The organism is Sphingomonas sp. 28-62-20, from assembly GCF_002281505.1.
This window is the reverse complement of the sequence record NZ_NCGH01000002.1, coordinates 243,975-265,814: the sequence shown is the minus strand read 5'-3', so window position 1 is coordinate 265,814 and position 21,840 is coordinate 243,975. Positions and strand designations below refer to the sequence as shown.

Sequence of the window (21,840 nt, the reverse complement as noted above, 5' to 3'; positions counted from 1 at the left end):
CTCAGCACAAATCAGCCCGATAATTGGCCAAATTCAGAACGATTATTGGCTCGAGTGCCCAGCTATTGCCCGAACCGGGCACTGCCCGCCTGGCTGATCGCTTCGCGCGCTGCAGCCAATAGCGCGCCGGCCTTCGCCTCGCATTCGCGCTGCTCATAAGTGGGGTCGCTGTCTGCAACGATGCCGGCACCGGCCTGAACGTGCATCGTTCCGTTCTTCACAATCGCCGTGCGCAGAACGATGCAGCTGTCCATAGATCCGTCGGGCGAAAAATAGCCAACGCCCCCGGCATAGGCCCCGCGCACTTCGGATTCGAGTTCGGCGATGATCTGGCAGGCGCGAACTTTGGGTGCGCCCGATACCGTGCCTGCGGGAAAACCAGCAAACAGGGCATCGATCGCGTCATGTTTATCATCCAGCCGCCCCACCACGTTGGAGACGATATGCATGACATGGCTATAAAATTCGACGGTATAGCTATCAGTGACCTGGACGCTGCCTGCCGCAGCGACGCGACCAGTATCGTTGCGGCCAAGATCGAGCAGCATCAGATGTTCGGCGCGTTCCTTCGGGTCAGCAAGCAGGCTGGCGCGATTGGCTTCATCCTCTGCCGCTGTCCGCCCGCGCGGCCGCGTGCCGGCGATTGGGCGAATGGTGATCTCGCCATCGCGCACCCGCACCAATATTTCCGGGCTCGATCCCGTCAGCGAGAAGCCCGGTAAATCGAGATGATAGAGGAAGGGCGAGGGGTTGATTCGCCGCAATGCCCGGTAAAGTTCAAAAGCGGGCAGGGTGAAGGGAAGAGTGAAACGCTGGGCAAGCACCACCTGAAAGATATCGCCCGCAACAATATAGTTCTTCGCTGCCGCAACCATTTCAGCATAGCGCCCCGGCGGCAGAACCGGCTGAAGCGTGACGTCGCTCGGCTCGGCACGGATGGGTGCCGGCAGGGACGCGGTTGCCAGTTTAGCGGCGATGTCGTCGATCCGCTCGGCTGCCGCCTCGATCAGGGCGTCGCCGTGCCGTGCAGGATCGGGCCAGACCGGCGCGACGATGAACAGGGCATCCGTCAGCCGATCAAAGATCAGAATGACGGTGGGGCGCACGAACATCATGTCCGGCAGATCAAGTGCGTTAGTGGCGGGGCGATCGAGCTTTTCGACGAGCCCGACCGTTTCATAGCCGAAATAGCCCACCAGGCAGGCCAAGGCGCGCGGCAGCGCATCGGGCACGTCCATCAGGCAACTGGCGACAAGCGCGCGCAGGGCATCCAGCGTGGGCTGCGCGCACGCCACAAAAGCAGCGCGATCGGTTTGCCAATGCGGGTTAATCGCGGCGGTGGCGCCATGGGCGCGGAACACAAGATCGGGCGCGAGCCCGACCAGGCTGTGGCGTCCGCGCACCGCGCCGCCCTCAACTGATTCGAGCACAAAATCGCCACGCCCGGGCTCGATCAGCTTTAGCGCTGCCGCCACGGGCGTTTCGGTATCGGCAATCTGGCGCTGCCAAAGCAAAGCAGGACGCCCGGCTGCCAGCGCCAAGCGCGCAGCGTCAGTCCCCTCGATAGCCGATCCCGCGTACATCAGCTCGCTCAGCGCTCGCCCGCCAGGTCCTTGCGGGTCTGGGCAATCAACGCATCATTCTTCTTCACGCCGACGTCGCGACGCACAGCTTGGACGAACTGGCCGATATATTCGCGGCCGATGACCTTGCTCAGGTCCCCACGCATCGCCTGAATGAGTCGGGGATTGTTAGAGGCGGCGCTCCGTTCGATTTGACCGAGATAGATGACATAATAGCCTGCCCGTTCAGGGGCTTCGAGCAGTTTGGCGGTTTTGGGAGCCATGCTGAACAACAGCACCAGGGGCGGCGGGGCACCCTTTGGATTGGCAGCGAGCTGCGCGCGCGACGCAGCGATCGGGCGAACAGCGGGCAGCTTGGCCGACGCTTGGGCTACGGCATCAGATAGCTTCATACCCTTATTGGCTTTGGCGACGATCTCCGCAGCGATCGTGCGCGCGGCGCGTCGGGCGCGATCAATCGTGAAATCGCGCTTCACCAGATCGGCGATCTTGGCGATCGGCGGTGGCGCGCTAGGGACGATCCGATCGAGCGAAACGAGCGCGAAGCTGCCATCCTGGCCCACCGGTACCAATTGCGGATCATCGCCTTGTTCGGCGGCGAACCCGGCGATCCAGACCTGCGCAAGCTGAGGATCTGGGAGGACGGAGCCGTTGTCGGGGTCGCGGCCATCCGCGATCACCGGCACTGTGGTAATGGGCTGCAGCTTTTGGTCTGCAACAATTTCGGCAAAAGTCGAATTGTCCCCAATCGAATCGTCGATCTTGTCATGCAGCGCACCAAGCGCCTTGGTGAGCTTATCGGCGCCCAATTCGCGGGTGAGATCAGCGCGCGCTTGATCGAGCGTTTTGGCAGCGACCTGATCAACCGAATCGACCCGAATGATCGTCCAGCCAAAGGCAGATTTGATTGGCCCGACCACGCTGCCGCGCGCGGCGGCAAACACAGCGGAGGCAATTTCTGTGGTCGTTTGTGCGCTATAGGCCAGCTTTTCGATTCCCGTCAGCTTTGCTGCCTGAAGTCCTGCTCCCTTGGCTGCGACGTCGATCCCGGTGCCTGATTTGATCTTGGCAACCAGGGCATCAGCAGCGGCCCGATCCCCAATGACGACCTGCGAAAGCGATCGCTTCTCGGTTGCCGCAAAGCGCCCGGCTTGCGCCTTATAGGCCGCCGCGATCTCTGCTTCGGTCGGCGTCGCCGCTGCTTTGACCATCGCCGGGGTAATCAGCGCATAGCGGATCGCCCGCCGTTCTGGGATGGTGTAGCGGGCGGCGTTGCGCTTGAAATAGGTGGCAATTTCAGCCTCTGTGGGCGGCGCACCAGCGCCAACCGCCGTGGTTGGCACAAAGCCGACCACGCCAGCGCGCTTTTCGAGCAGCAGTGCGGCATAGGGTGCGGCAAGATCAAATGGCACCTGGCTTGCGCCTTCGGTCGGGACGGTCAGTTGCTGGCTGATCGTGCTGCGGGCAATGTCGGATCGGATCTGCGCATCGGTAATCTGGCGCTGGGCCAGCAGTTGCTGATATTTTTTCTGGCTGAACTTGCCGTCCACTTCCTGCAGATCAGGTACACTGGCAATCTGACCATCGATCGATCTTTTGCTGACGACCATCCCGACCTTTTCGCCGAACTGCGACAGGGCCAGCGAGCCAATCAGCCGTTCCAACGTGCTTTCAAAGCCGCCACCATTGACGAATTGCACCATATCCAGCGTCGGCTGGCGCTGCCGGAACGTTTCCATTTCATCCCGGGTCCGGCGCCTCAGTTCGGCTTCGCCCACATCGACCGTGCCAATCTTTGCAATGCTGGTCCCGCTCGTCGCGCTGCCATTGCCCGCAACGCCAGTGATATCGCTGACGGCGAAGGCCAGCGCGATCAGGCCGAGGAAAATGAAGGTGACGACAATCCCCGTCCGCGAATTGATGATCGAGCGAATAAAGCTAAGCATGCGTGGGGGAGACCGATCCTGCGGGTGATTTGGCATCGCTTTACGCAGCGTTGCTGGCGGCTTCAAGCTTGTGTGCGCCGTGGAGCGCGCTATCGACAGGCGGCAGAGCCAAAAAGGGGTGGAAATGCGACGCAAGCTGGTGGCCGGCAATTGGAAGATGAATGGATCATTGGCCGCGCTGGTGGAGCTTGATGCGATTGCCGGTGCGGCGTCTCGCACACCGACGGTCGATGTCGCAATGGCCGTGCCGGCGACGCTGATCGCACCGGCAGTGGCAAGGGCACTGGGTCTGATGGTCGGCGCGCAGGATGTGCATGGCGCGCCCTCTGGGCCCCATACGGGCTGTCTTTCGGCGGCAATGGTCCGTGAAGCGGGCGCGCGCTTTACGATTGTCGGCCATAGTGAACGGCGTGCCGATCAAGGCGAAACCGATGCCGATGTTCGCGCCAAGGCGGCGCGAGGGCATGAGCAGGGTTTGTCGATCATTTTGTGCGTCGGCGAAACATTGGCCCAGCGCGAAGCGGGCAGGGCAGAGGCAGTAGTGACCGCCCAGCTCAATGGCTCTTTGCCGGAAGTATTCGATGGAGCCTGGCTATCGATTGCCTATGAGCCGGTCTGGGCGATCGGCACCGGCCGGGTCCCTAGCGTTGGCGATGTTGCTGCCATGCATGCGACCATTCGGGCAACGCTTGCCACCGGCATTGGGCAGCGGGCATCGGCTGTCCGCATCCTCTATGGCGGATCGGTCACGCCCAATAACGCCGCTGATTTGCTCATGACCGATAATGTCGATGGGGCACTGGTCGGCGGGGCGAGCCTGACAGCGGGCAGCTTCATGCCGATCATTGCTGCAGCGGCGGCAATCAGCGAGGGACGACCAGCTAAATAGCCCGGCGGCCGCTCACCAGCCGCACAACAATGACCACAGCGGCAATTACAAGCAGCAGGTGGATCAAGCCGCCGGCAATATGGAGGCCAAGGCCGAGCGCCCATAGCACGAGCAAGATGAGAACGATTGTCCAAAGCATCCAGATAGCCTTTCGTGGTGTCGGCGATGAGCCGATATTGCCTATCCGGGGGTAACGCGTCGTTTCGGTAGGGGTTCCGATTTGCCAATCGATCATCTTGCCAGCTGCGCCCAGATGGCTAAGAAATTCCTTTTTCTTGCGGTGCTTTAGAGAATTTTGAATGTCCTGCATCCTAATGCTGCCCAGGAAAATGACCTTTAGATTTCCGGCGTCGTAATGTTTTCTCCCTCTAGCCAAAGCGTACTAATCCCGTATTCCATCTTGGCGTAAGGGTTGTACGGTTCAAAAGGCTGAAGCCGGGTCTGCAGCGCTGCGCCAATCTTGGTGCAATAGGAGTTTTCAGTGATCAATTTGAGGATGATTAGGGACCAAGGATCATCACGGCTTCACGGCGTGCCCTTGCTAATCACCCTGGATGGGGACGAGGGCTCAATCCATTGCTGACTCTGGCGATTTTAATTGCGAGTGGGCTGGCCCAGACCAGCGATCTGCCCGTTGCCCCCAAGCAGACCATTGCTGCGCCGGCGTCCAGCGAAGCCCTCCCAAGCCAGGTGCCACTGGCCCTGACGCCGCCGGCTACAGCGCCGCTTGGCCCGGTTGAACCGACCCAGAATGTCCCGGCTCAAACGCCCCCGAGCGAGGTCACGCCGAGCGCGATTGCGCCACAAGCCAGCCCTGAGGCGTCGATCCAAGCCGTAACACCGAACCCAATATCGACAAGCCCGAGCCGCGACCCGAATGAGATTGTCGTCAAAGCAAGGGAGCGGACACGGGGTGATCCGTTTGCCCGGCTGAATGCCCGATCATTCGCGATTACGCAGGAGGTCGATAAGGCCGTTATCGGCCCTGCGGCGATGGCATACCAGGAACGTGTGCCGTCACCGTTACGCAGTGGATTGCGCAACCTGATCGGCAATATCCGTGAACCAGTTAACTTCGCGAATTATTTTTTGCAGCTAAAAGTTGGCAAGGCTGCCGAAACTGCCGGGCGCTTCGTGATCAATTCGACGGTTGGCGTGGCGGGCGTGTTTGATATCGCGAAAAGGCGACCGTTTCGGTTGCCGCGGCGCGTGAACAGCCTTGCCAATACGATGGGCTTTTATGGCATTAAGCCAGGTCCGTTTTTCTACTTGCCGCTGATCGGGCCGACGACGCTGCGCGATTTGACGGGGACAATCGTCGATCGCTTGGTGCTGCCGCTCTCGTTCGGCACACCGTTCAATAATGTCTTCTTTACCGTCCCGGTTGGCGTGGTCGGGCAACTCGATACCCGCGCTGAGTTTGACGAACAGTTGCACGCGCTCCACGATCACACGCCAGACCCCTATGTCGCCACGCGCGATTACTATCTCACCCGGCGCCAGGCAGAAATCGATCTGCTGCGGTTGCGGCATCGGCGTAAAGCGACACCAGCCCCTGCCGACAGCATACCGGCTCCGCTACCAGTCAAATAAGAGCCGCAGGCAAAGGCAAGCAGCTATAGGTTCATGATCGAGCATAGCGGCGCTTGAGCATGTCCCACACCGCGCGCAGGCCAAGCGCTTCGCCCCCTTTTGGCCGCGCGGGCTTGGCCGTTGGTCGCCAGGCGAAGGTGTCGAGATGCACCCAGGGCGTCCCCTTTGGCACGAAGCGGCGCAGGAATAGTGCAGCGGTGATCGTCCCCGCAAAGCCGCTATCGGGTGCATTGACCAGATCGGCGATGTCGGATTTCAGCATGTCATCATAGCCGTCCCACAGCGGCAACTGCCACAACGGATCATGCACCGCGCGACCGGCAGCGAGCAGGGTTGCCGCGAGCGCGTCGTCATTGGCGAAGGTGGCTGGCAGGTCCGGCCCCAGTGCGACCCGCGCCGCGCCGGTCAGCGTCGCGAAATCGATAATTAGATCGGGCTTTTCCTCCCCTGCACGGGTGAGCGCGTCGCCCAGGATCAACCGCCCTTCGGCATCGGTATTGGTGTTCTCGACAGTCAGGCCCTGCCGGGTCGGCAGCACGTCGCCAGGGCGAAACGCATTGCCCGCAATCGCATTTTCGACCGCCGGGATCAGCAGATGGAGCCGCACTTTCAACCGGCCGCCCATGATCAGCCCGGCCAGCGCCAGCGCGTGCGCCGCGCCGCCCATGTCTTTCTTCATTAGCCGCATGCCAGACGAGGGCTTGATGTCCAGCCCGCCGGAATCGAAGCACACACCCTTGCCGATGATCGCGAGCCGGGGGTGCGCGGGATCGCCCCATTCAAGCTCAATCAGGCGCGGCGCGCGGGCGCGCGTGGCAGCTTGGCCGACGATGTGGATCATCGGAAAGCCCTGCTCGAGCGCATCGCCGCGCGTGACGGTCAGCGTTGCGCCATGGGATGCGGCCAGCGCCTCGGCTTCCTTTTCCAGTTCGGCGGGCCCAAGGTCCGATGCGCCGAGGTTGACCAGGTCGCGCACCTTGGCAACGGCTCCGGCCAAGCGCACGGTTTCTTCGATCCGCGCGACATCGCGGGTCAGCAGGATGCGCGCGCCGGTCGGCTTGTCATCTTTACGGTAGCGATCGAACCGGTGCTGCGCGAGCAGCCAGCCTAGTCCCGCCGCGCCAACGTCGCCGTCTTTCAGGCGATAAGTTCCTTCGGGCAGATTCTCCCCCTGCGACGCAATCCGCCAGGGTGAGCTTTCAACCTCGTCGCAGACCAGCAAGGCATGCCAATCGTCCGGCCCGTCGCCGGGCAGGATCGCTTTATTGCCGGCCTTGCCCGACAGCTTTTGCGCCGCCACCATCGCCCGGACGCGCGGTGGTTGCGCACTCAGCCAATTGTCGAACGCGTCGGGGTGGACGACTTCGATCAGGCGCGCGGGCTGGCCCAGATCGGGCTGTAGCAGGGACGAGAAATCGGTCATTGCGCGGGCATCACCAGAAATTGTTCGTATCGGCCGGTGTCGCCGGGTTCGGCATAGCTGATGACGGTCAGCTTGCGATCGGGATAGGTCACCCGGTAGTTGCGATTGACGAAGCCACCGCGCAGCCGGGGCGGCCCCAAGGGCTCAAAGCTGATCGGGTCGCCCAGCGGACCCAGCGACGCCTTATAATCTTCGGCCGCAGTGCCCGTGAAGAAGTAATTCCAGTCCTCGGTCATCTTTGCCGGGTCGAGCGTTCCGGCGCGCATCGCATTGAAAATCGCCCGCGCCTGCGCCGTCTTGGCGACTTCCGGATCGGTCGCTGCGGCTGGTTTCGGTGGCAGGATCAGGTCAGCAATGCCCTTGGCGATTGTGCCCTGTGCATCACCGAAATCGGCATTGACCGCGACGACAATCGCCGCCTTGTCATCGGGATAGACGATATTCTCGGTCAGGAAGCCGACCGCTTCGCCGCCATGCTCGACGAAGCGGCGGCCATCGGCACCGGTCCGCGTGACGACGCCCAGGCCATAGCCGGTGTTCCTGCCATCCGGCAGCACGACGGGTGTTTCCTGTGCGGCCCAGTCATCGGCGGGAAGGACGGTACGGTTGATCCGGGCGATGTTCCATTTGGCCAGGTCGGTCGGTGACATCGATAACTCGCCCGCTGCGAACAACCAGCCATGCGCGGCGGGCGTCGCGATCCTGACGGGCCCTAGCGCATAGCGATGATAGCCCTGCGGATATTTGGGTCCGATCGCCAGATCCTGATCCATCGCCTTCATGCCCAGTGGCTTGAAGACATTCGCTTCAAGAAAGTTGATCAGCGACATGCCCGCGACTTTTTCGACGATCATCCCCGCCACGACATAGCCGGTGTTCGAATATTGCCACTTGGTGCCGGGCGCGTAATCGAGCGGTTTCTTGCCCCAGCGATCGACGATCTTCTGCGGCGTGGTCGGCGTTTCCATCGCCTGGAAGCTGTAATCCTGCGGCCAGTAATCCTGCAGGCCCGATGTGTGGCTAAGCAATTGGCGAAGCGCGATCTTGTCGCCATCGGTGACGCCAGGGAGATATTTTGAAACCATATCGTCAAGGCTCAACTTGCCCTGATCCTCGAGCAGCAACAGCGCTGCGGCGGTGAATTGTTTGGAAACCGAGGCAATCTGGTAAGGGGCAGCAACGCTGGGTGACTTCATCGTTTCCGATTGTTTGCCATAGGCTTTGGTGAAGACGATCTGCCCCCCGCGCACAATCGCGATCGAGGCGGAGGGAACGCCCGTGTTCGCCAGGTTTTCGGCGACAATCAGATCGATCTTGGCGGTTTCCTCAGGCGTCAGTGCCTGTGCCATTGCAGCGCTGGAAGCAGTGGTGGCGAGCAAGGCAAGGCCGCACGTGACGAAGCGAAGGCGCATCAACAATCCCTTAAGAAAACCAGCGTTGGCGCGTTCTTGCAGATCGTGCCGTCGCACGCCAGAGGGCGGGCCTTGCCGCCGCGCCGCTTTGCGATACGGTGGCCGCTAACGACAAAACCAGGGGGCAGGGGATGCAGCCGATCGGCGCGCGCCGGATTTTCACGGCGCTGATTTTTGCGGCACTCTCCGCCCTTGGCATTGTGGCGCTGCTATCGGCGCTCGGGCCCGATTGGAGCGTCTATGCCCCTGCGACCTGCACGACGACGCGTTGTTTTTGCGAAATGCCGCGCGCCGGCGCGCTGATCGTTCAGCCAGCGAATAGTTGGTCGTCTTATGGCTATGTTTTTGCAGGATTTCTGATGATCCTGCTGGCGGCGGGACGCGATTGGTCGTCGGCGATGCCGCGTATCGCGGCGACGATTTTCGGCCTCACGGCAATTTCAGTCGGACTGGGATCGGTGTTGTTGCACGCCACGCTGACCCTATGGGGCCAGTTTTATGATGTGCTCGGCATGTATCTGGTTGCGTCCTTCATGCTGGTGAGCGGGCTCAGCCGCTGGCTGCGGATCCCCGACAAGCCGGCAATCGCACTTTACCTGCTGTTGTGCGGTGCTCTGGTGACCGTACTGATCGCCGAGCCGGAAGTCCGGCGCTGGCTGTTCGCGGTGGAGCTGATCCTAGCGATCATCATCGAAATGGGCTTTGCCCGGCCAAAGCGCGCCGGTGTTCAGGTCAGATATTATCTGCTTGGTATCTTGGCAAAGGCGGTCGCCTTCACGATTTGGAACCTCGATCAGCATGGCATTGTCTGTTCGCCGACCAGCCTGCTGCAGGGGCATGCGATCTGGCACTTGCTGGGCGCGACGTCGATCTTCCTGACCTTCCTTTATTATCGCAGCGAACGACGCGGCGGGGCTTGATTATAGGTGTAGATGCACCTAAATAAGCGCTATGAGCGAAACAAAGTTCCTGACTCCGCAGCAAATGGGCGCAGCTTGCCTGTGCCTCAACACCCAGCGCGCAGCGCGGGCTGTCGCGCGACGCTATGATGCTGCCTTTCGACCGATTGGGATAACCTCGGGACAATTTTCGATCCTGGCGGGGCTCAATCAAGCCGCGCCCGTCAATATCGGCACCCTGGCTGATGCGCTTGGGCTCGAACGAACGACGCTGACGCGCAATCTCGCGCCGCTCGAGCAGGCTGGCCTCATTCAATCAACGGCCGCTGATGGCGACAAGCGTGTCCGGGGGCTGACCCTGACGTCAAAAGGGCGCGACAAGCTTTCAGTCGCGATGCCGTTGTGGTCGGCGATTCAGGCAGACAGCGTCAAGAAGCTCTCCCCGCATGACTGGCACGCCGTCCAGCCCGCTCTCGATCAGCTGGGAGCAAGCTGATCCTTCTTTACCCATAAATGTGTAATTACAGGAGAATATTCATGGCCACACGATACGAACAACCACAACGGGCAGGGCGGATCATCCTGGTTCTGCTGTTGCTCTGGGCCGTGGCAATTTCTGTGGCGGCAATCGCCGGTTGGCTTACCGCCATGCCGACCATCGGCGTCCCGACGATCACAGCGACCGGCATTACCCTGCCGATGCTGGCCTATGCGAACAGCCCCAGCCTGCGTCGCTGGTTTGCGGATGTCGGCCTGAAACGCCTGACCCTGTTCCATGCCTGGCGAATCGGCGCAGCAGGGTTGTTCTTCGTGTTTGGCGCCAATGGGGCGCTGCCGCCGACGCTGGTCCTTGACGGCGGGATCGGGGATCTGCTGGCGGGCATTTTCGCCTTGATCGCGGTCGCATTGCCCTTCGCGCGCTGGCGCTATTGGGGGACGCACCTGTTCGGCGCGGCCGATCTGATCGTCGCCATGGGCACGGGAATCTATTTCTCGTTTACTGATCCAGCGTCGATGGCAAATGTCCGGCTGCTGCCCTTTGCCCTGATCCCGATGTTTGGTGTCGCGGTGACCTTCACTGCGCACCTGGTCGCGTTTGACCTGCTCCGCCGCCACCCCGGCAGCGCGCAATAATAACGCAGGCTGACGAAGGAGGCGCCATCATCGGCGATGGCGCCACCTTTACAGCGCGAAGGCGAAGAAGATTATGGTCGCCGCCGCCATGACAAAGGTCGCGCTCCAGCCAAGGATCGTCGAGCCGATCGGCAAGGTCAATCGACCCATGGCCCGGCGATTGCGGACGATGAGCATCATCATCACCATCAGCGGCGCAGCGAGCACGCCATTGACCACCGCCGCCCAATACAGCGCCCGAACGGGATCGATACCGACCATATTGATCGACGATCCGGCCAAGGTCGTAATGGCAATCGTCGAATAGAAAATACGCGCATCAAGCGGCTTGGCATCCAAACTGCCGGGCACGCCCAGCATCTCGGTCACGGCATAGGCCGCCGATCCCGCCAGCACCGGCACCGCGAGCAAGCCGGTGCCGATGATCCCGAGCGCAAACATCAAAAAGGCGAATTGCCCGGCGATCGGCCGCAACGCTTCTGCCGCCTGCGATGACGTGGTGATGTCGCGGATGCCGTGGGCGTTGAGCGTCGCCGCGGTCGCAAACACAATCGCCAGCGACACGATTGTGCTGAATGCCATGCCGATCAGGGTATCAAGCCTGATCCGCGCAATCTCGGGGCCCGCCTCGCGCGGCGTGATGCACAAAGGCTTGGCGTGCCGCCGATGTTCTTCCTCCACTTCCTGCCCGGCCTGCCAGAAAAAAAGATAGGGGCTGATCGTCGTGCCAAGGATTGCCACAAAGGCAGTGGCATAGGCCGCGTTCAACTGAATTTCGGGCACGACGAGCGATCGCAGCGCACGGCCCCATGGCACGCCAGCGACCATTACCACTGCGACATAAGTGAACAGCGATAAGGTCGTCCATTTCAGCGCCGACGAATACCGCGCATAGCTCAGCACCACTTCAAGCACGACGCAGACGATGCCAAACAGCAGCGTGTAAAGCCCAGCATTGCCGCCGGTTAGGAGTTGCAGCGCGGCACCCATAGCGCTCAGATCCGCGCCGAGATTGATGATGTTGGCGATTAGCAGCAGCGACACCATCGGCCACAACACCGGCCGGGGATAATGCCGCCGCAAGTTGCGCGCGATGCCGGCCCCGGTTACCCGCCCGATTTCGGCGGCGACCTGCTGGATTGCGACCATCAGCGGAAAGGTGAGCACAAAGGTCCAGGCCAGCCCATAGCCGAATTCCGCACCGACCTGGCTATGCGTGCCGATCCCGCTGGGATCGTCATCGGCAGCACCGGTGATCAGACCGGGGCCAAGCCGCGCGAGAAAGCCCTTCAGCGCGGATTTTGGCCTTTCATCAGACTGGACGTCGGTCGCGTTGAGGTCTGGCAATGCGATGATCCTCGCGGCCGAAGCAGGTCGATCTCGGCAGTGTCGCGATTAGACCCTTTGCGGCGCACTGGCGAGGCACTTTTCAGCGGCGGACCGGCACCCCGAACAGATCATGTTCGTCGGCATCTTCGATCTCGACCGCAATGATATCGCCTTGGCTCAGGTGCCCGGCGTCGCGCAGATGCACCTCGCCGTCGATCTCGGGCGCGTCGGCCTGCGAACGGCCGGTTGCGCCGCCGGTTTCTTCATCGACCGCATCAATGATCACGTCGAGCGTGCGGCCGACCTTGGCACGCAGCTTTTCCGCTGAGATCCGCGCGGTCAGGTCCATCAGCCGGGCGTAGCGCTCTTCCTTCACCGCTTCGGGCACCGGATCGGGCAGGTCGTTCGCCGCTGCGCCCTCGACGGGCTCGAATCTGAACGCGCCGACGCGGTCGAGTTGGGCTTCTTCCAGCCATTCCATCAGATAGGCGAAATCCGCCTCGGTCTCGCCAGGGAAACCGACGACAAAGGTCGATCGGATCGCGATATCGGGGCAGATCGCCCGCCAGCCCTTGATTCGCTCGAGCACCTTGGCCTCGTTGGCGGGGCGCTTCATTGCGCGCAGCACATTGGGCGAGGCGTGCTGGAAGGGAATGTCGAGATAGGGCGTCACCAGCCCCTCGGCCATCAGCGGCACGACCTGATCGACATGCGGATAGGGGTAGACATAGTGGAGCCGCACCCATGCCCCCAGCGACCCCAGCTCGCGCGCTAGATCGGTCATGTGCGCGCGTACTTCGCGTCCATGCCATTCGCGGGGTTGATGGCGGATATCGATGCCGTACGCCGAGGTATCCTGGCTGATGACGAGCAATTCGCGGGTGCCCGCCGCGACCAGCTTTTCCGCCTCGCGAAGAATGGCATCGGGCCGCCGGCTGACGAGATCGCCCCGGAGCGACGGAATGATGCAGAAGGAACAGCGGTGGTTGCAGCCTTCGGAAATCTTCAAATAGCTGTAATGGCGCGGGGTGAGTTTCAGGCCGCTTTCGGGCACCAGATTGAGGAACGCACTCGGCGGCATCGGCGCTGCCTCATGCACCGCGCCGACGACTTCCTCATATTGGTGCGCGCCGGTGACCGCGAGCACGTTCGGGAATTTCGCGCGGATCATCTCCGCTTCCTTGCCCATACAGCCGGTGACGATGACGCGGCCATTCTCGGCAATTGCCTCGCCAATCGCCTCCAGCGATTCCTCCTTGGCGGAATCAAGAAAGCCGCAGGTGTTGACCAGCACCACATCTGCGCCCGCATAATCAGCCGACATCGCATAACCATCGCTGCGCAGCTTCGTGAGGATACGCTCGCTGTCGACCAGATTCTTGGGACAGCCGAGCGAGACCATGCCGATCTTCGGCGGGGAGGGGAGAATTGTTGCCATGAGAAGCGGCGCACATAGGGCTTTGCGTGGCTTTTGAACAGAGCGCGCATCGACCTGAGCTGGATGGCGCGTTAGACTGATGTTTCAACCTGGGGGGGGGACATCAAGATGGGCACGACAATTCACTGGGTCGCGATACTGGCCGCCGCTGTTAGCGGCTTCATGATCGGCGGTATCTGGTACGGGCCGCTGTTCGGCAAGGCCTGGCAGGCAGAGCGAGGACTGTCGGACGAGACCATGAAGAATGGCAATATGCCGCTGATTTTTGGCCTGACGTTTGTGCTCAATCTGGTCGCAGCGTTCATCCTGGATCACACCCTATCGACCTATTCGGGGCTTAGCTTGTCGACCATCGTCCAAATCGCCTCGGGCGTGGCGCTTGGGTTCATCATTCCGGCGATCGGCGTGAATTACCTGTTCTCGCGGCAATCGCTGAAGCTGTTCCTGATCGATGGCGGCTATTGGCTGGCGATCTACACGGTGATGGGGTTCGAGTTCGCGCTAATCGCGATATAAGCGCCTTGTCGTGTTCGCGCTAAGGCAGAAACCCCGGCTGGACCCCCGCTTTCGCGGGGGTACAAGGAGCATATGTTCGAGCTGATACCCCATCCTGATACGCCGCCGGCATCGGTTCGCGCGGTGCGGATAGCTTTGACCTATGATGCCGATAAAATCCTGCTGACGGCCAGCATCGACGGACAGGAGAAACTGGCGATCCCAGATTGGCAATCGCCGGCGCGCGCTGACAATCTTTGGAAAGCCACTTGCTTTGAGATTTTTTTGAATCCTGCCGGAGCACAGCAATATTTCGAGTTCAACTTTTCGCCGTCATGCCAATGGGCTGCCTATATTTTCGATAGCTATCGAGACGGGATGCGCGACCTGCAGTTACCGGTGGACCCCTTTATTGAAAGAGGTATCGAAGCCGGCGAGGACTATGTGATCGAAGTTGATTTGGACCTGACCAGCATTCCGCCGGGGGCGCTGAGAATGGGCCTCTCCGCCGTCATCGAAGAACGCGACGGCACCAAATCCTACTGGGCGCTCGCGCATGCGCCGGGGCCGCCCGATTTCCACAATTCCGATTGCTTTATCGCCACCCTCCCGGCACCAAACGCCCCATGAAATTCGGTATCGATCGCCTCCTCGCTGACCCGCTATTGCGCAAGCCGCTGCATGGCAAGCGCGTCGCCCTCCTCGCGCACCCCGCCTCAGTGACGGAGGATCTGACCCACAGCCTCGACGCGCTCGTCGCCTGTGGTCTCAACGTGTCCGCGATGTTCGGGCCGCAGCATGGGGTGCGGGGTGATTTGCAGGACAATATGATGGAGTCCCCCGACTTCACTGATCCGACCTATAACATCCCCGTGTTCAGTCTGTACGGCGAAGTCCGCCGCCCAACAGGCCAGTCGATGGGCACTTTCGACGTGATGCTGGTCGACATGCAGGACCTGGGCACGCGCATCTACACCTTTGTGACGACGCTGCTTTACGTGCTCGAAGCCGCCGCCGAACATGGCAAATCGGTGTGGGTGCTCGATCGCCCCAACCCGATCGGTCGCCCAGTCGAGGGGCTCACCTTGCTGCCCGGCTGGGAGAGTTTCGTGGGGGCAGGGCCGATGACGATGCGGCACGGCCTGACCTTGGGCGAACTCGGCCACTGGTTCATCGCGCACTACAAGCTCGACGTTGATTACCGCGTGATTGCGATGGAGGGCTGGGCGCCCGATGCCGCGTCCGGATTCGGCTGGCCATCCGACCGCATCTGGATCAACCCCAGCCCCAATGCCCCCAATATCAACATGGCGCGCGCCTATCCCGGCACGGTGATGCTGGAGGGGACGACCTTGAGCGAAGGACGCGGCACCACGCGCCCGCTTGAAATCTTCGGTGCGCCCGACATCGATGCCAAGGCGGTGATCGCCAAGATGCACGCGATTGCGCCCGAATGGCTCAAAGGGTGCACCCTGCGCGACATCTGGTTCCAGCCGACCTTCCACAAGCATGTCGGGCAGCTTTGTAACGGCGTTCATATCCATGCCGAGGGTCCGGGCTATGATCATGTCGCGTTCCAGCCGTGGCGGGTGCAGGCGCTTGGTTTCAAGGCAATCCGCACCCTTTACCCCGACTATGATCTGTGGCGCGATTTTCCGTATGAATATGAATTCGGCAAGCTCGCCATCGACGTCATCAACGGCGGGACTGGCTTGCGGCTATGGGTAGACGACCTGGCCGCGACACCGGGGGATTTCGACGCCGCGACCCGGCGCGACGAAGCGGCGTGGGTGGATGAACGCCGATCGTCGCTAATATACTAAAAGCTAGGTCTATTCCGCCGGAGGTAGGATCGGATCGCGGTCGGTGATGCTGACCAGGCCAAGGCCAAACATGAACGCCAACATCGCGATGATGACGAGATAGGCGAACCAGTAGGATTCGATCGCAGGCATGATGGTCTCCCTCATTGTTGATGAGGGTATTATTCCTGCAGGCCCGTGCTTTGCTTTGATTTTGATCAAATCATCGTCATTTGCCGGCGTCGTCCCTCACCGCTTCCGCGTCAATTCCCGCATCCCGTCGTCCAGCCCCGCCAGCGTCAGCGGGTACATCCGATCGGTCATCAATTCCTTGATGATCCGGATGCTCTGCGAATAGCCCCATTGCTCCTCGGGCACGGGATTGAGCCAGACCGCCGCCGGATAGGTCGTCGCCATCCGGTGCAGCCAGACCGCACCCGATTCCTCGTTGAAATGCTCCACCGAACCGCCGGGATGGGTGATCTCATAGGGGCTCATCGATGCGTCGCCGACAAACACCAGCTTGTAGTCATGCCCGAACTTGTGGAGCACATCCCACATCGGCGTGCGCTCACTGAAACGGCGGCGATTGTCCTTCCACACGCCCTCATAGGGGCAATTGTGGAAGTAGAAGAACTCCAGATTTTTGAACTCAGTGGTCGCCGCCGAGAACAGCTCCTCACACAGCTTCACCCAGGGGTCCATTGATCCGCCGACGTCGAGGAACAGCAACAGCTTCACCGCATTTCGCCGTTCCGCGCGCATCACCACGTCGAGCCAGCCCTGCCGCGCGGTGCCGTCGATTGTTGCGTCGATATCCAGCTCGTCGGCGGCGCCCTCACGCGCGAACTTGCGGAGGCGGCGCAGGGCGACTTTGATGTTGCGCGTGCCAAGTTCGCGGGTTGAATCCAGGTTGCGGAATTCGCGCTGATCCCAAACTTTCAGCGCGCGCTTGTGCTTGCTTTCGCCGCCGATCCGGACGCCTTCGGGGTTATAGCCCGAATTGCCATAGGGGCTGGTGCCGCCGGTGCCGACCCATTTGTTGCCGCCCTGGTGTCGGCCCTGCTGCTCCTCGAGCCGTTTTTTCAGCGTCTCCATGATCTCATCCCAGGAGCCAAGCGCCTTGATCGCCTCCATTTCCTCGGGCGACAGATATTTCTCCGCTACTGCCTTCAGCCAGTCAGCGGGGATCTCGGCTTCGGTTTGGCCAAAGGTCGTTGCGATGCCACGGAATACCTTGGCGAAGACCTGGTCAAACTTGTCGAGCAGCCCCTCGTCCTTCACGTACACGGCACGCGAAAGATAATAGAAATCCTCCGGCGTGCGTTCGATCACGTCGCGATCGAGCGCTTCCAGCAGGATGAGATGCTCCTTCATGCTGGCTGGGATGCCCGCGGCACGGAGTTCGTCGAGAAAATTGAGAAACATTGGTGGTCGTTCCCGTCAAGGCGCGTCGCTTACCGTAACGGGAGCACCCACAGCGTCAAAGGTAATTAACCATTAGGACATTTTGTTTATCTGAATCGGGGAAGGGGCAATTTCGAAGAATGGGATCACCGGTCGAACTTGAGCGTATCATCGGCGACGTTGCGCGCAGTTGCAGCTCGCTGGTGATGGAATGTGCCGATGTCGGCGGCCATGTCGCTGGGGTGTCCGCGCGCATGGACCAACGCGTCGCCCAGCTCGAACGGCTAGAAACCGCAACGGCGGAACTTGCCGCCGATCAGCGCCGCGTCGTTGACGCCGTCGATCAGTCCCAGACATTGTCGCAAGACATCAAGGACAAGCTGACCCAGGGACGCGAATCAATCATTGAATCGGTTGCTGGCTTTACCGATGTGACGGATCTCGTCATGCGGCTCGGCGACCGGATCGATCGGATCATTGGCGCGCTTGGCCATGTCGAGCAAGTGTCGCTGCTCATCGGCGGGATTGCCCAGCAAACCAATATGCTCGCGCTGAATGCGGCGATTGAGGCGGCGCGGGCGGGGGAGGCGGGCAACGCCTTTGCCGTTGTCGCGACCGAGGTGAAAAAGCTGGCGCAGAATACCCGCCAGGCGACCCAGCGCATAACCGATACGATCGCTACGCTGGCCGAAGAGGCTGGCCATTTCGGCAACGAAATCCGGGGCGGCGTTGAACAGAGCAAGACGGCCGCCGCCAAATTTGCTGCCATCGAATCGACTGTGGAAGATATCGGGTCGATTGTTCACCTGGTTGACGAACAGGCGGTTGGCATTTCGCATAGCGCCACAGAAATGCAAAAGAGCATCGCATCGGTCAGGGCCGAAATGGTCTCTGCCTCCTGGTCGGTGCGCGCCAATGATGCGGCGCTGCGTGATGCGCGTCAGCGGCTCGAAAAGCTTGAATCGGTCGGCAATCAGATGCTCGATCAACTGGCCAGCAGCGGTATTGAGATTGACGATAGCAGCAGCATTGCGACGGCGCGGCGCATCGCGGATGAAATCACTGGGCTTGTCGAATCCGCCATTCGTTCAGGCAATTTGCGCGCTGACGCGGTATTTGACGTGGATTATCGGCTGATCGCCGGGACCAACCCGGCCCAATATACGACCGCCTTTAATGACTTTGCCGATCGCTATATCCGGCCGATCCTAGATCGCGCGAAAAGCGCGGATGCGCTGGCCATTGGTTCGGTGATTACCGACCTGAACGGCTATTTGCCGACCCATTTATCGCTGCGATCCCAGGCCCAGGGGCGCGATGTTGAATGGAACAACACCTGGTGCCGCAACCGCCGCATCTTGATGGATGATTGCACGCGCCGAGCGATCGCGAATGAATCGCCGTTCATGCTCAATTGCTATCGGATGACGTTGGGGAAGGGCGAATTTCTGCCCCTGAAAAGTGTCTTCGTGCCGCTCCGCTTCAATGGTCGGCGCTGGGGCAATTACGAATATGCCTATGTCGATGAATTTACCGCCACCGCGGAATCGATTTCGCCCGAAGCGCTTGCCGCCAGTCTCAACCGCGCGCGCAATGCAGGCAGTGAAATCGCCGCCTAACGGACGTAAACGTCGATCAGCGCGGCAACATAATCCGGGCTGCGGCTCGTCAGTTCATTGGCTTCGCGCCCGCCGTAGATAAAGCCGGAGACAGGATAGTTGGTTGAGCCGAGCCCCGCTGATCCGCGATACCATACCCGTACCGCGCTCCAGTCGCCGGCATCGGAAACATCGGTCAGCGTGACATCTTGTTCGACGCGGCCGCGAACCCCGTCAATGCGTGACCAATTGGCATGGGTGACCATGGCGACACGGTCGTCCACCACGCGGCTGATAACAGCCACATGCCCCAGGGGTAGCCGCGCGCTTCTGGCAAAGACGATAACGGCGCCTTCGCGGGGCACATAGCCGCGGCGATATTTCCCCTCGGCTTTGTCCCACCAGGTCCAGGCATCACCATAAATCTGAATACCCGATGCCGCCCGCGCAAACGGAACGCATTCGCCGATATAGTCGAGCAACGACGCCGCTGCAGCAGGCGCCACCGCCAGCAACGCCAATGGCATCGACAAAAGGGCAAGAATCTTCCGGTCCATCCGGCAAATCATTGCCGGAAACGCGTGGACTATGCGTGACTGCGGATGGTTTAGCGATCAGTTACCATGATTTAGATCGATCAGGTTGCCAATCGGATCATGTCATGTCGATCATCGTCATTGGCATCTGGGGCAGACAGGTCCGCTCCGAAAAAGGCTGCTTGCGCAGCTATCCCGTCGTCAAACCCGATTGGCCTTGGCCCGTGCGCCCAGATGAAGGGCGCTTGGCTTGGGCGTCCGCTTGAACGTCGTGCGATCCACCGCCACCAGGCCAAAGCGCTGCTTATAGCCAAAAACCCATTCGTAATTGTCAAGCAGTGACCAGTGCAGATAGCCACGCACGTCGATGCCATCGTCAATGCACGCCCGCACGCCCGCTAACGCCCGATCAATATAGGCAATGCGACGGCTATCGTCATCGGTGCCGATGCCGTTTTCGGTGACGTAAATCGGTTTGCCGGTCATCTTCGCCGCATAACGGATCGTCGCCTCAAGCGCTTCGGGGTAGAATTCATAGCCGGCAGCCGTCAGCTCCGCGCCCTTTGGCGGTGGCATGATCCCTTTGGCGTCGACCCGCACCCGGGTATAGGTCTGGACGCCGACAAAATCAGCCTTGGCGGCCTGCGCAATCCAGGGGCCATATACGGCTTGGGCGATTTCTTCGGCCTTGTTGCCTTCGCCGACTCCCTGAATATCCTGCATGCTGATCGTCACGCCGACCGGAAAATCGCCGGGTCCAGCCTTGATCGCGTCAAAGGCGAGTTCATGGGCGCGCACCTGATTGGCTTCACTCTTGGCGAGATCGGCGAAAAGCACCGATGCAAAGCGATCCGATCCACTTTCCTTGGCACAGGCGGCGAGCATCGCGCGGACCAGCGGTTCAATTGCTTTTGCTTCCTGCCGAATTTGAATCACGCGGGCAATATTGGCTTCATTGAATGTTGAAGCGGCGGCCATCAGCGGCCCGAGCTTCGCCGTTGCCCGCTCGGCAAAGCGCGCGAAAAGGGCCGGGCTGTCGGTATGTTCGAAGCCGCCCATCGCCGCAAACCAACGCGGTACCGTCCAATGGCTATAGGTGACGACGGGGGCCAGCCCATGGGCGTGGCATGCCTCCATGACCCGCACATAATGGTCGAGCTCGGCTTCGCTGAACTTGCCGGGTTCGGGCTCGATGCGTGCCCATTCAATGCCAAAGCGATGCGCATTAAAGCCGAGCTTTGCGGCAAGGATGATGTCTTCTTCGTACCGATGATAGCTGTCGCAGGCGTCGAGAGACGGCTCCTGAAACAGGGTCGGTTTGACGTTTTCGGCCAGCCAGAAATCCGAATTGGTGTTGTTACCCTCAATTTGATGGGCGGCGGTGGCGGTGCCCCACCAGAAGCCCTTGCGTAGCGGCTTGCGCGCCGGCGCAGCCAACCCCGGTGCAGGCGCTAACGCCGCTGCCGCGAGCCCGACGCCTCCCGCCATCAGCGTGCGGCGCGAAAGGGAAGAGTCTTCGTGCGTTGGTCTGGTCATCATCGCTCTCCCGCATTTTTTTCTGGCGCGCAGGCTATCGCATCATTCGGTCGGGGAAAAGCGGCATGCAGGCCACAGGCGTTCGCGGTGCGGCAGCGTCAGGCCTCGCGGCGCGACAAGTGGAACAACATTGCCGCGAGTCCAGCCAGGCCTCCCCATCCGCCGATCTGAAGCGCGACGGTCTGCATGGCTTGGTCCGTGGACAGCATATGCAGCGGCATCAGCCAGGGGAAATAAGCCCCTTCGCGCGCTGCCGCCGCGACGACCGAAAAGAAGGTGCCGATAATGCCAAGCAGCAGCGGCGGCACGAAGCTGCGAAAGCGCAGCGCCGTCCAAAGCTGAAGCACGCACATTAGCCCGCTCGCCAGCAACATCCGACCGAACGTGGTCGCCAACTGGCGCAGATCGATCATCCCCGTCACCGGCTTGGCTAGATCGAGGACAAAGCCGCCCAGCACGAGCATGGCACCGACCAGCACCGTCATAATCGCAACCAGGGCGAACATCGTCACTGCCTTGGCCAGGAACAGCCGGTTGCGCGCGCCGGGCATCGCCAGCAAATGGTCCCAGGTGCGCGGGCCATGCTCCATCTGCGCCATCAGCACGCTCAGCGCGGTAACCGACAGCGGCAGCATGGCAAAGGCCCAGAAGGCGGCCCCCGTCATCCAGTAATTGGCGAGCGGCGAGGCGGCTTTCCCGCGCAGCCCGATCAACACACACATGACGGTGACGCACACAGGTGCAGCGAGGCACAGGAACACCACCAACGAGCGGCGGAGCTTGAGGATTTCGGCAATCAAATAGCGGTGGAACATGGCAT

At 61.1% G+C, this 21,840-nt stretch carries 21 protein-coding genes; 9 read left to right on the top strand and 12 right to left on the bottom strand.

The genetic code is table 11. The annotated features are described in order from the left end of the window. Positions 1 to 62: 62 nt before the first annotated feature. Both B7Y43_RS02680 and B7Y43_RS02675 read right to left on the bottom strand, forming a co-directional pair. Positions 63 to 1,583 carry an anthranilate synthase component I family protein gene (locus B7Y43_RS02680; RefSeq protein WP_374130060.1) on the bottom strand — a complete coding sequence of 507 codons (1,521 nt, stop codon included), beginning with the start codon at positions 1,581 to 1,583 and terminating at the stop codon, positions 63 to 65. Between the two features lie 8 nt (positions 1,584 to 1,591). Continuing rightward, a complete protein-coding gene (locus tag B7Y43_RS02675; protein ID WP_374130059.1) occupies positions 1,592 to 3,529 on the bottom strand; it encodes a peptidylprolyl isomerase in 1,938 nt (645 codons plus the stop codon). A gap of 124 nt (positions 3,530 to 3,653) precedes the next feature. Here B7Y43_RS02675 and tpiA point away from each other — a divergent pair, with 124 nt between their 5' ends. Beyond that, a complete protein-coding gene (gene tpiA / locus B7Y43_RS02670) occupies positions 3,654 to 4,418 on the top strand; it encodes a triose-phosphate isomerase (protein ID WP_374130058.1) in 765 nt (254 codons plus the stop codon). On the opposite strand, the gene B7Y43_RS02665 is transcribed toward tpiA, so the two are convergent. Continuing rightward, the gene (locus B7Y43_RS02665; protein ID WP_374130193.1) at positions 4,411 to 4,557 is read right to left on the bottom strand and encodes a lmo0937 family membrane protein; all 147 of its coding nucleotides are present in this window, start codon (positions 4,555 to 4,557) and stop codon (positions 4,411 to 4,413) included. The two genes, tpiA and B7Y43_RS02665, sit on opposite strands and share 8 nt — an antisense overlap. A 437-nt stretch (positions 4,558 to 4,994) precedes the next feature. Here B7Y43_RS02665 and B7Y43_RS02660 point away from each other — a divergent pair, with 437 nt between their 5' ends. After that, positions 4,995 to 6,011, top strand: a complete 1,017-nt coding sequence (locus B7Y43_RS02660) for an MlaA family lipoprotein (protein WP_374130057.1) — start codon at positions 4,995 to 4,997, stop codon at positions 6,009 to 6,011. Between the two features lie 31 nt (positions 6,012 to 6,042). Here B7Y43_RS02660 and B7Y43_RS02655 read toward each other — a convergent pair whose 3' ends face one another. Further along, positions 6,043 to 7,434, bottom strand: coding sequence for a M17 family metallopeptidase (locus tag B7Y43_RS02655; protein ID WP_374130056.1), 1,392 nt, complete (start codon positions 7,432 to 7,434; stop codon positions 6,043 to 6,045). Further along, positions 7,431 to 8,846, bottom strand: a complete 1,416-nt coding sequence (locus B7Y43_RS02650) for a serine hydrolase (RefSeq protein WP_374130055.1) — start codon at positions 8,844 to 8,846, stop codon at positions 7,431 to 7,433. Before B7Y43_RS02650 ends, B7Y43_RS02655 begins: the two co-directional genes overlap by 4 nt. A gap of 131 nt (positions 8,847 to 8,977) precedes the next feature. Between B7Y43_RS02650 and B7Y43_RS02645 the strand changes: the two genes are divergently transcribed. From B7Y43_RS02645 to B7Y43_RS02635, 3 genes are read left to right on the top strand one after another with little or no spacing between them, the layout of a single operon-like run. Further along, on the top strand, positions 8,978 to 9,766 hold the full coding sequence (locus B7Y43_RS02645; protein ID WP_374130054.1) for a ceramidase domain-containing protein: 789 nt from the start codon (positions 8,978 to 8,980) through the stop codon (positions 9,764 to 9,766). 31 nt (positions 9,767 to 9,797) lie between these two features. Further along, on the top strand, positions 9,798 to 10,241 hold the full coding sequence (locus B7Y43_RS02640) for a MarR family winged helix-turn-helix transcriptional regulator (RefSeq protein WP_374130053.1): 444 nt from the start codon (positions 9,798 to 9,800) through the stop codon (positions 10,239 to 10,241). 41 nt (positions 10,242 to 10,282) lie between these two features. Continuing rightward, complete coding sequence (locus B7Y43_RS02635; protein ID WP_374130052.1) at positions 10,283 to 10,879, top strand: hypothetical protein; 597 nt, start codon at positions 10,283 to 10,285, stop codon at positions 10,877 to 10,879. A 48-nt stretch (positions 10,880 to 10,927) separates the two neighbouring features. On the opposite strand, the gene B7Y43_RS02630 is transcribed toward B7Y43_RS02635, so the two are convergent. Together B7Y43_RS02630 and rimO are read right to left on the bottom strand one after the other, a co-directional pair. Further along, entirely contained in the window at positions 10,928 to 12,226 is a 1,299-nt protein-coding gene (locus B7Y43_RS02630; RefSeq protein WP_374130051.1) for an NRAMP family divalent metal transporter, read from the bottom strand. Positions 12,227 to 12,308: 82 nt separating this feature from the next. Further along, complete coding sequence (rimO, locus tag B7Y43_RS02625; RefSeq protein WP_374130050.1) at positions 12,309 to 13,646, bottom strand: 30S ribosomal protein S12 methylthiotransferase RimO; 1,338 nt, start codon at positions 13,644 to 13,646, stop codon at positions 12,309 to 12,311. 108 nt (positions 13,647 to 13,754) lie between these two features. On the opposite strand from rimO, the gene B7Y43_RS02620 reads away from it, so the two are divergent. The 3 genes from B7Y43_RS02620 to B7Y43_RS02610 all read left to right on the top strand — a co-directional run bounded on the left by B7Y43_RS02620 (position 13,755) and on the right by B7Y43_RS02610 (position 15,964). Continuing rightward, on the top strand, positions 13,755 to 14,162 hold the full coding sequence (locus tag B7Y43_RS02620) for a DUF1761 domain-containing protein (RefSeq protein ID WP_374130049.1): 408 nt from the start codon (positions 13,755 to 13,757) through the stop codon (positions 14,160 to 14,162). Positions 14,163 to 14,234: 72 nt separating this feature from the next. After that, positions 14,235 to 14,771: a DOMON-like domain-containing protein gene (locus tag B7Y43_RS02615; protein WP_374130048.1), complete on the top strand. Its 537-nt coding sequence runs from the start codon at positions 14,235 to 14,237 to the stop codon at positions 14,769 to 14,771. After that, positions 14,768 to 15,964 (top strand): exo-beta-N-acetylmuramidase NamZ domain-containing protein, encoded by a 1,197-nt coding sequence (locus B7Y43_RS02610; RefSeq protein WP_374130047.1) that lies wholly within the window; start codon positions 14,768 to 14,770, stop codon positions 15,962 to 15,964. The genes B7Y43_RS02615 and B7Y43_RS02610 overlap by 4 nt, the downstream gene beginning before the upstream one ends. A 9-nt stretch (positions 15,965 to 15,973) precedes the next feature. Here the strand turns inward: B7Y43_RS02610 and B7Y43_RS02605 are convergent, their stop codons facing one another. Then, complete coding sequence (locus B7Y43_RS02605; RefSeq protein WP_374130046.1) at positions 15,974 to 16,096, bottom strand: hypothetical protein; 123 nt, start codon at positions 16,094 to 16,096, stop codon at positions 15,974 to 15,976. Positions 16,097 to 16,192: 96 nt separating this feature from the next. After that, entirely contained in the window at positions 16,193 to 17,371 is a 1,179-nt protein-coding gene (locus B7Y43_RS02600; RefSeq protein WP_374130045.1) for a VWA domain-containing protein, read from the bottom strand. Between the two features lie 119 nt (positions 17,372 to 17,490). Between B7Y43_RS02600 and B7Y43_RS02595 the strand changes: the two genes are divergently transcribed. Then, positions 17,491 to 18,969, top strand: coding sequence for a methyl-accepting chemotaxis protein (locus tag B7Y43_RS02595; protein ID WP_374130044.1), 1,479 nt, complete (start codon positions 17,491 to 17,493; stop codon positions 18,967 to 18,969). Here the strand turns inward: B7Y43_RS02595 and B7Y43_RS02590 are convergent. The 3 genes from B7Y43_RS02590 to B7Y43_RS02580 form a co-directional block, all read right to left on the bottom strand. After that, positions 18,966 to 19,505 carry a CHAP domain-containing protein gene (locus tag B7Y43_RS02590; RefSeq protein WP_374130043.1) on the bottom strand — a complete coding sequence of 180 codons (540 nt, stop codon included), beginning with the start codon at positions 19,503 to 19,505 and terminating at the stop codon, positions 18,966 to 18,968. The two genes, B7Y43_RS02595 and B7Y43_RS02590, sit on opposite strands and share 4 nt — an antisense overlap. 180 nt (positions 19,506 to 19,685) lie before the next feature. After that, on the bottom strand, positions 19,686 to 21,023 hold the full coding sequence (locus B7Y43_RS02585) for a glycoside hydrolase family 1 protein (protein WP_374130042.1): 1,338 nt from the start codon (positions 21,021 to 21,023) through the stop codon (positions 19,686 to 19,688). A 95-nt stretch (positions 21,024 to 21,118) separates the two neighbouring features. Beyond that, positions 21,119 to 21,835: an ABC transporter permease gene (locus B7Y43_RS02580; RefSeq protein WP_374130041.1), complete on the bottom strand. Its 717-nt coding sequence runs from the start codon at positions 21,833 to 21,835 to the stop codon at positions 21,119 to 21,121. Positions 21,836 to 21,840: the final 5 nt, after the last annotated feature.

Bases quoted from the DNA above. Each gene is read 5' to 3' on its own strand.
- B7Y43_RS02585 (WP_374130042.1), bottom strand. From the start codon at position 21,023: ATGATGACCAGACCAACGCACGAAGACTCTTCCCTTTCGCGCCGCACG.
- B7Y43_RS02605 (WP_374130046.1), bottom strand. From the start codon at position 16,096: ATGCCTGCGATCGAATCCTACTGGTTCGCCTATCTCGTCATCATCGCG.
- B7Y43_RS02590 (WP_374130043.1), bottom strand. From the start codon at position 19,505: ATGGACCGGAAGATTCTTGCCCTTTTGTCGATGCCATTGGCGTTGCTG.
- B7Y43_RS02615 (WP_374130048.1), top strand. From the start codon at position 14,235: ATGTTCGAGCTGATACCCCATCCTGATACGCCGCCGGCATCGGTTCGC.
- B7Y43_RS02640 (WP_374130053.1), top strand. From the start codon at position 9,798: ATGAGCGAAACAAAGTTCCTGACTCCGCAGCAAATGGGCGCAGCTTGC.
- B7Y43_RS02635 (WP_374130052.1), top strand. From the start codon at position 10,283: ATGGCCACACGATACGAACAACCACAACGGGCAGGGCGGATCATCCTG.
- B7Y43_RS02665 (WP_374130193.1), bottom strand. From the start codon at position 4,557: ATGCTTTGGACAATCGTTCTCATCTTGCTCGTGCTATGGGCGCTCGGC.
- B7Y43_RS02600 (WP_374130045.1), bottom strand. From the start codon at position 17,371: ATGTTTCTCAATTTTCTCGACGAACTCCGTGCCGCGGGCATCCCAGCC.
- B7Y43_RS02650 (WP_374130055.1), bottom strand. From the start codon at position 8,846: ATGCGCCTTCGCTTCGTCACGTGCGGCCTTGCCTTGCTCGCCACCACT.
- tpiA (WP_374130058.1), top strand. From the start codon at position 3,654: ATGCGACGCAAGCTGGTGGCCGGCAATTGGAAGATGAATGGATCATTG.
- B7Y43_RS02655 (WP_374130056.1), bottom strand. From the start codon at position 7,434: ATGACCGATTTCTCGTCCCTGCTACAGCCCGATCTGGGCCAGCCCGCG.
- B7Y43_RS02680 (WP_374130060.1), bottom strand. From the start codon at position 1,583: ATGTACGCGGGATCGGCTATCGAGGGGACTGACGCTGCGCGCTTGGCG.
- rimO (WP_374130050.1), bottom strand. From the start codon at position 13,646: ATGGCAACAATTCTCCCCTCCCCGCCGAAGATCGGCATGGTCTCGCTC.
- B7Y43_RS02595 (WP_374130044.1), top strand. From the start codon at position 17,491: ATGGGATCACCGGTCGAACTTGAGCGTATCATCGGCGACGTTGCGCGC.
- B7Y43_RS02610 (WP_374130047.1), top strand. From the start codon at position 14,768: ATGAAATTCGGTATCGATCGCCTCCTCGCTGACCCGCTATTGCGCAAG.
- B7Y43_RS02645 (WP_374130054.1), top strand. From the start codon at position 8,978: ATGCAGCCGATCGGCGCGCGCCGGATTTTCACGGCGCTGATTTTTGCG.
- B7Y43_RS02580 (WP_374130041.1), bottom strand. From the start codon at position 21,835: ATGTTCCACCGCTATTTGATTGCCGAAATCCTCAAGCTCCGCCGCTCG.
- B7Y43_RS02620 (WP_374130049.1), top strand. From the start codon at position 13,755: ATGGGCACGACAATTCACTGGGTCGCGATACTGGCCGCCGCTGTTAGC.
- B7Y43_RS02675 (WP_374130059.1), bottom strand. From the start codon at position 3,529: ATGCTTAGCTTTATTCGCTCGATCATCAATTCGCGGACGGGGATTGTC.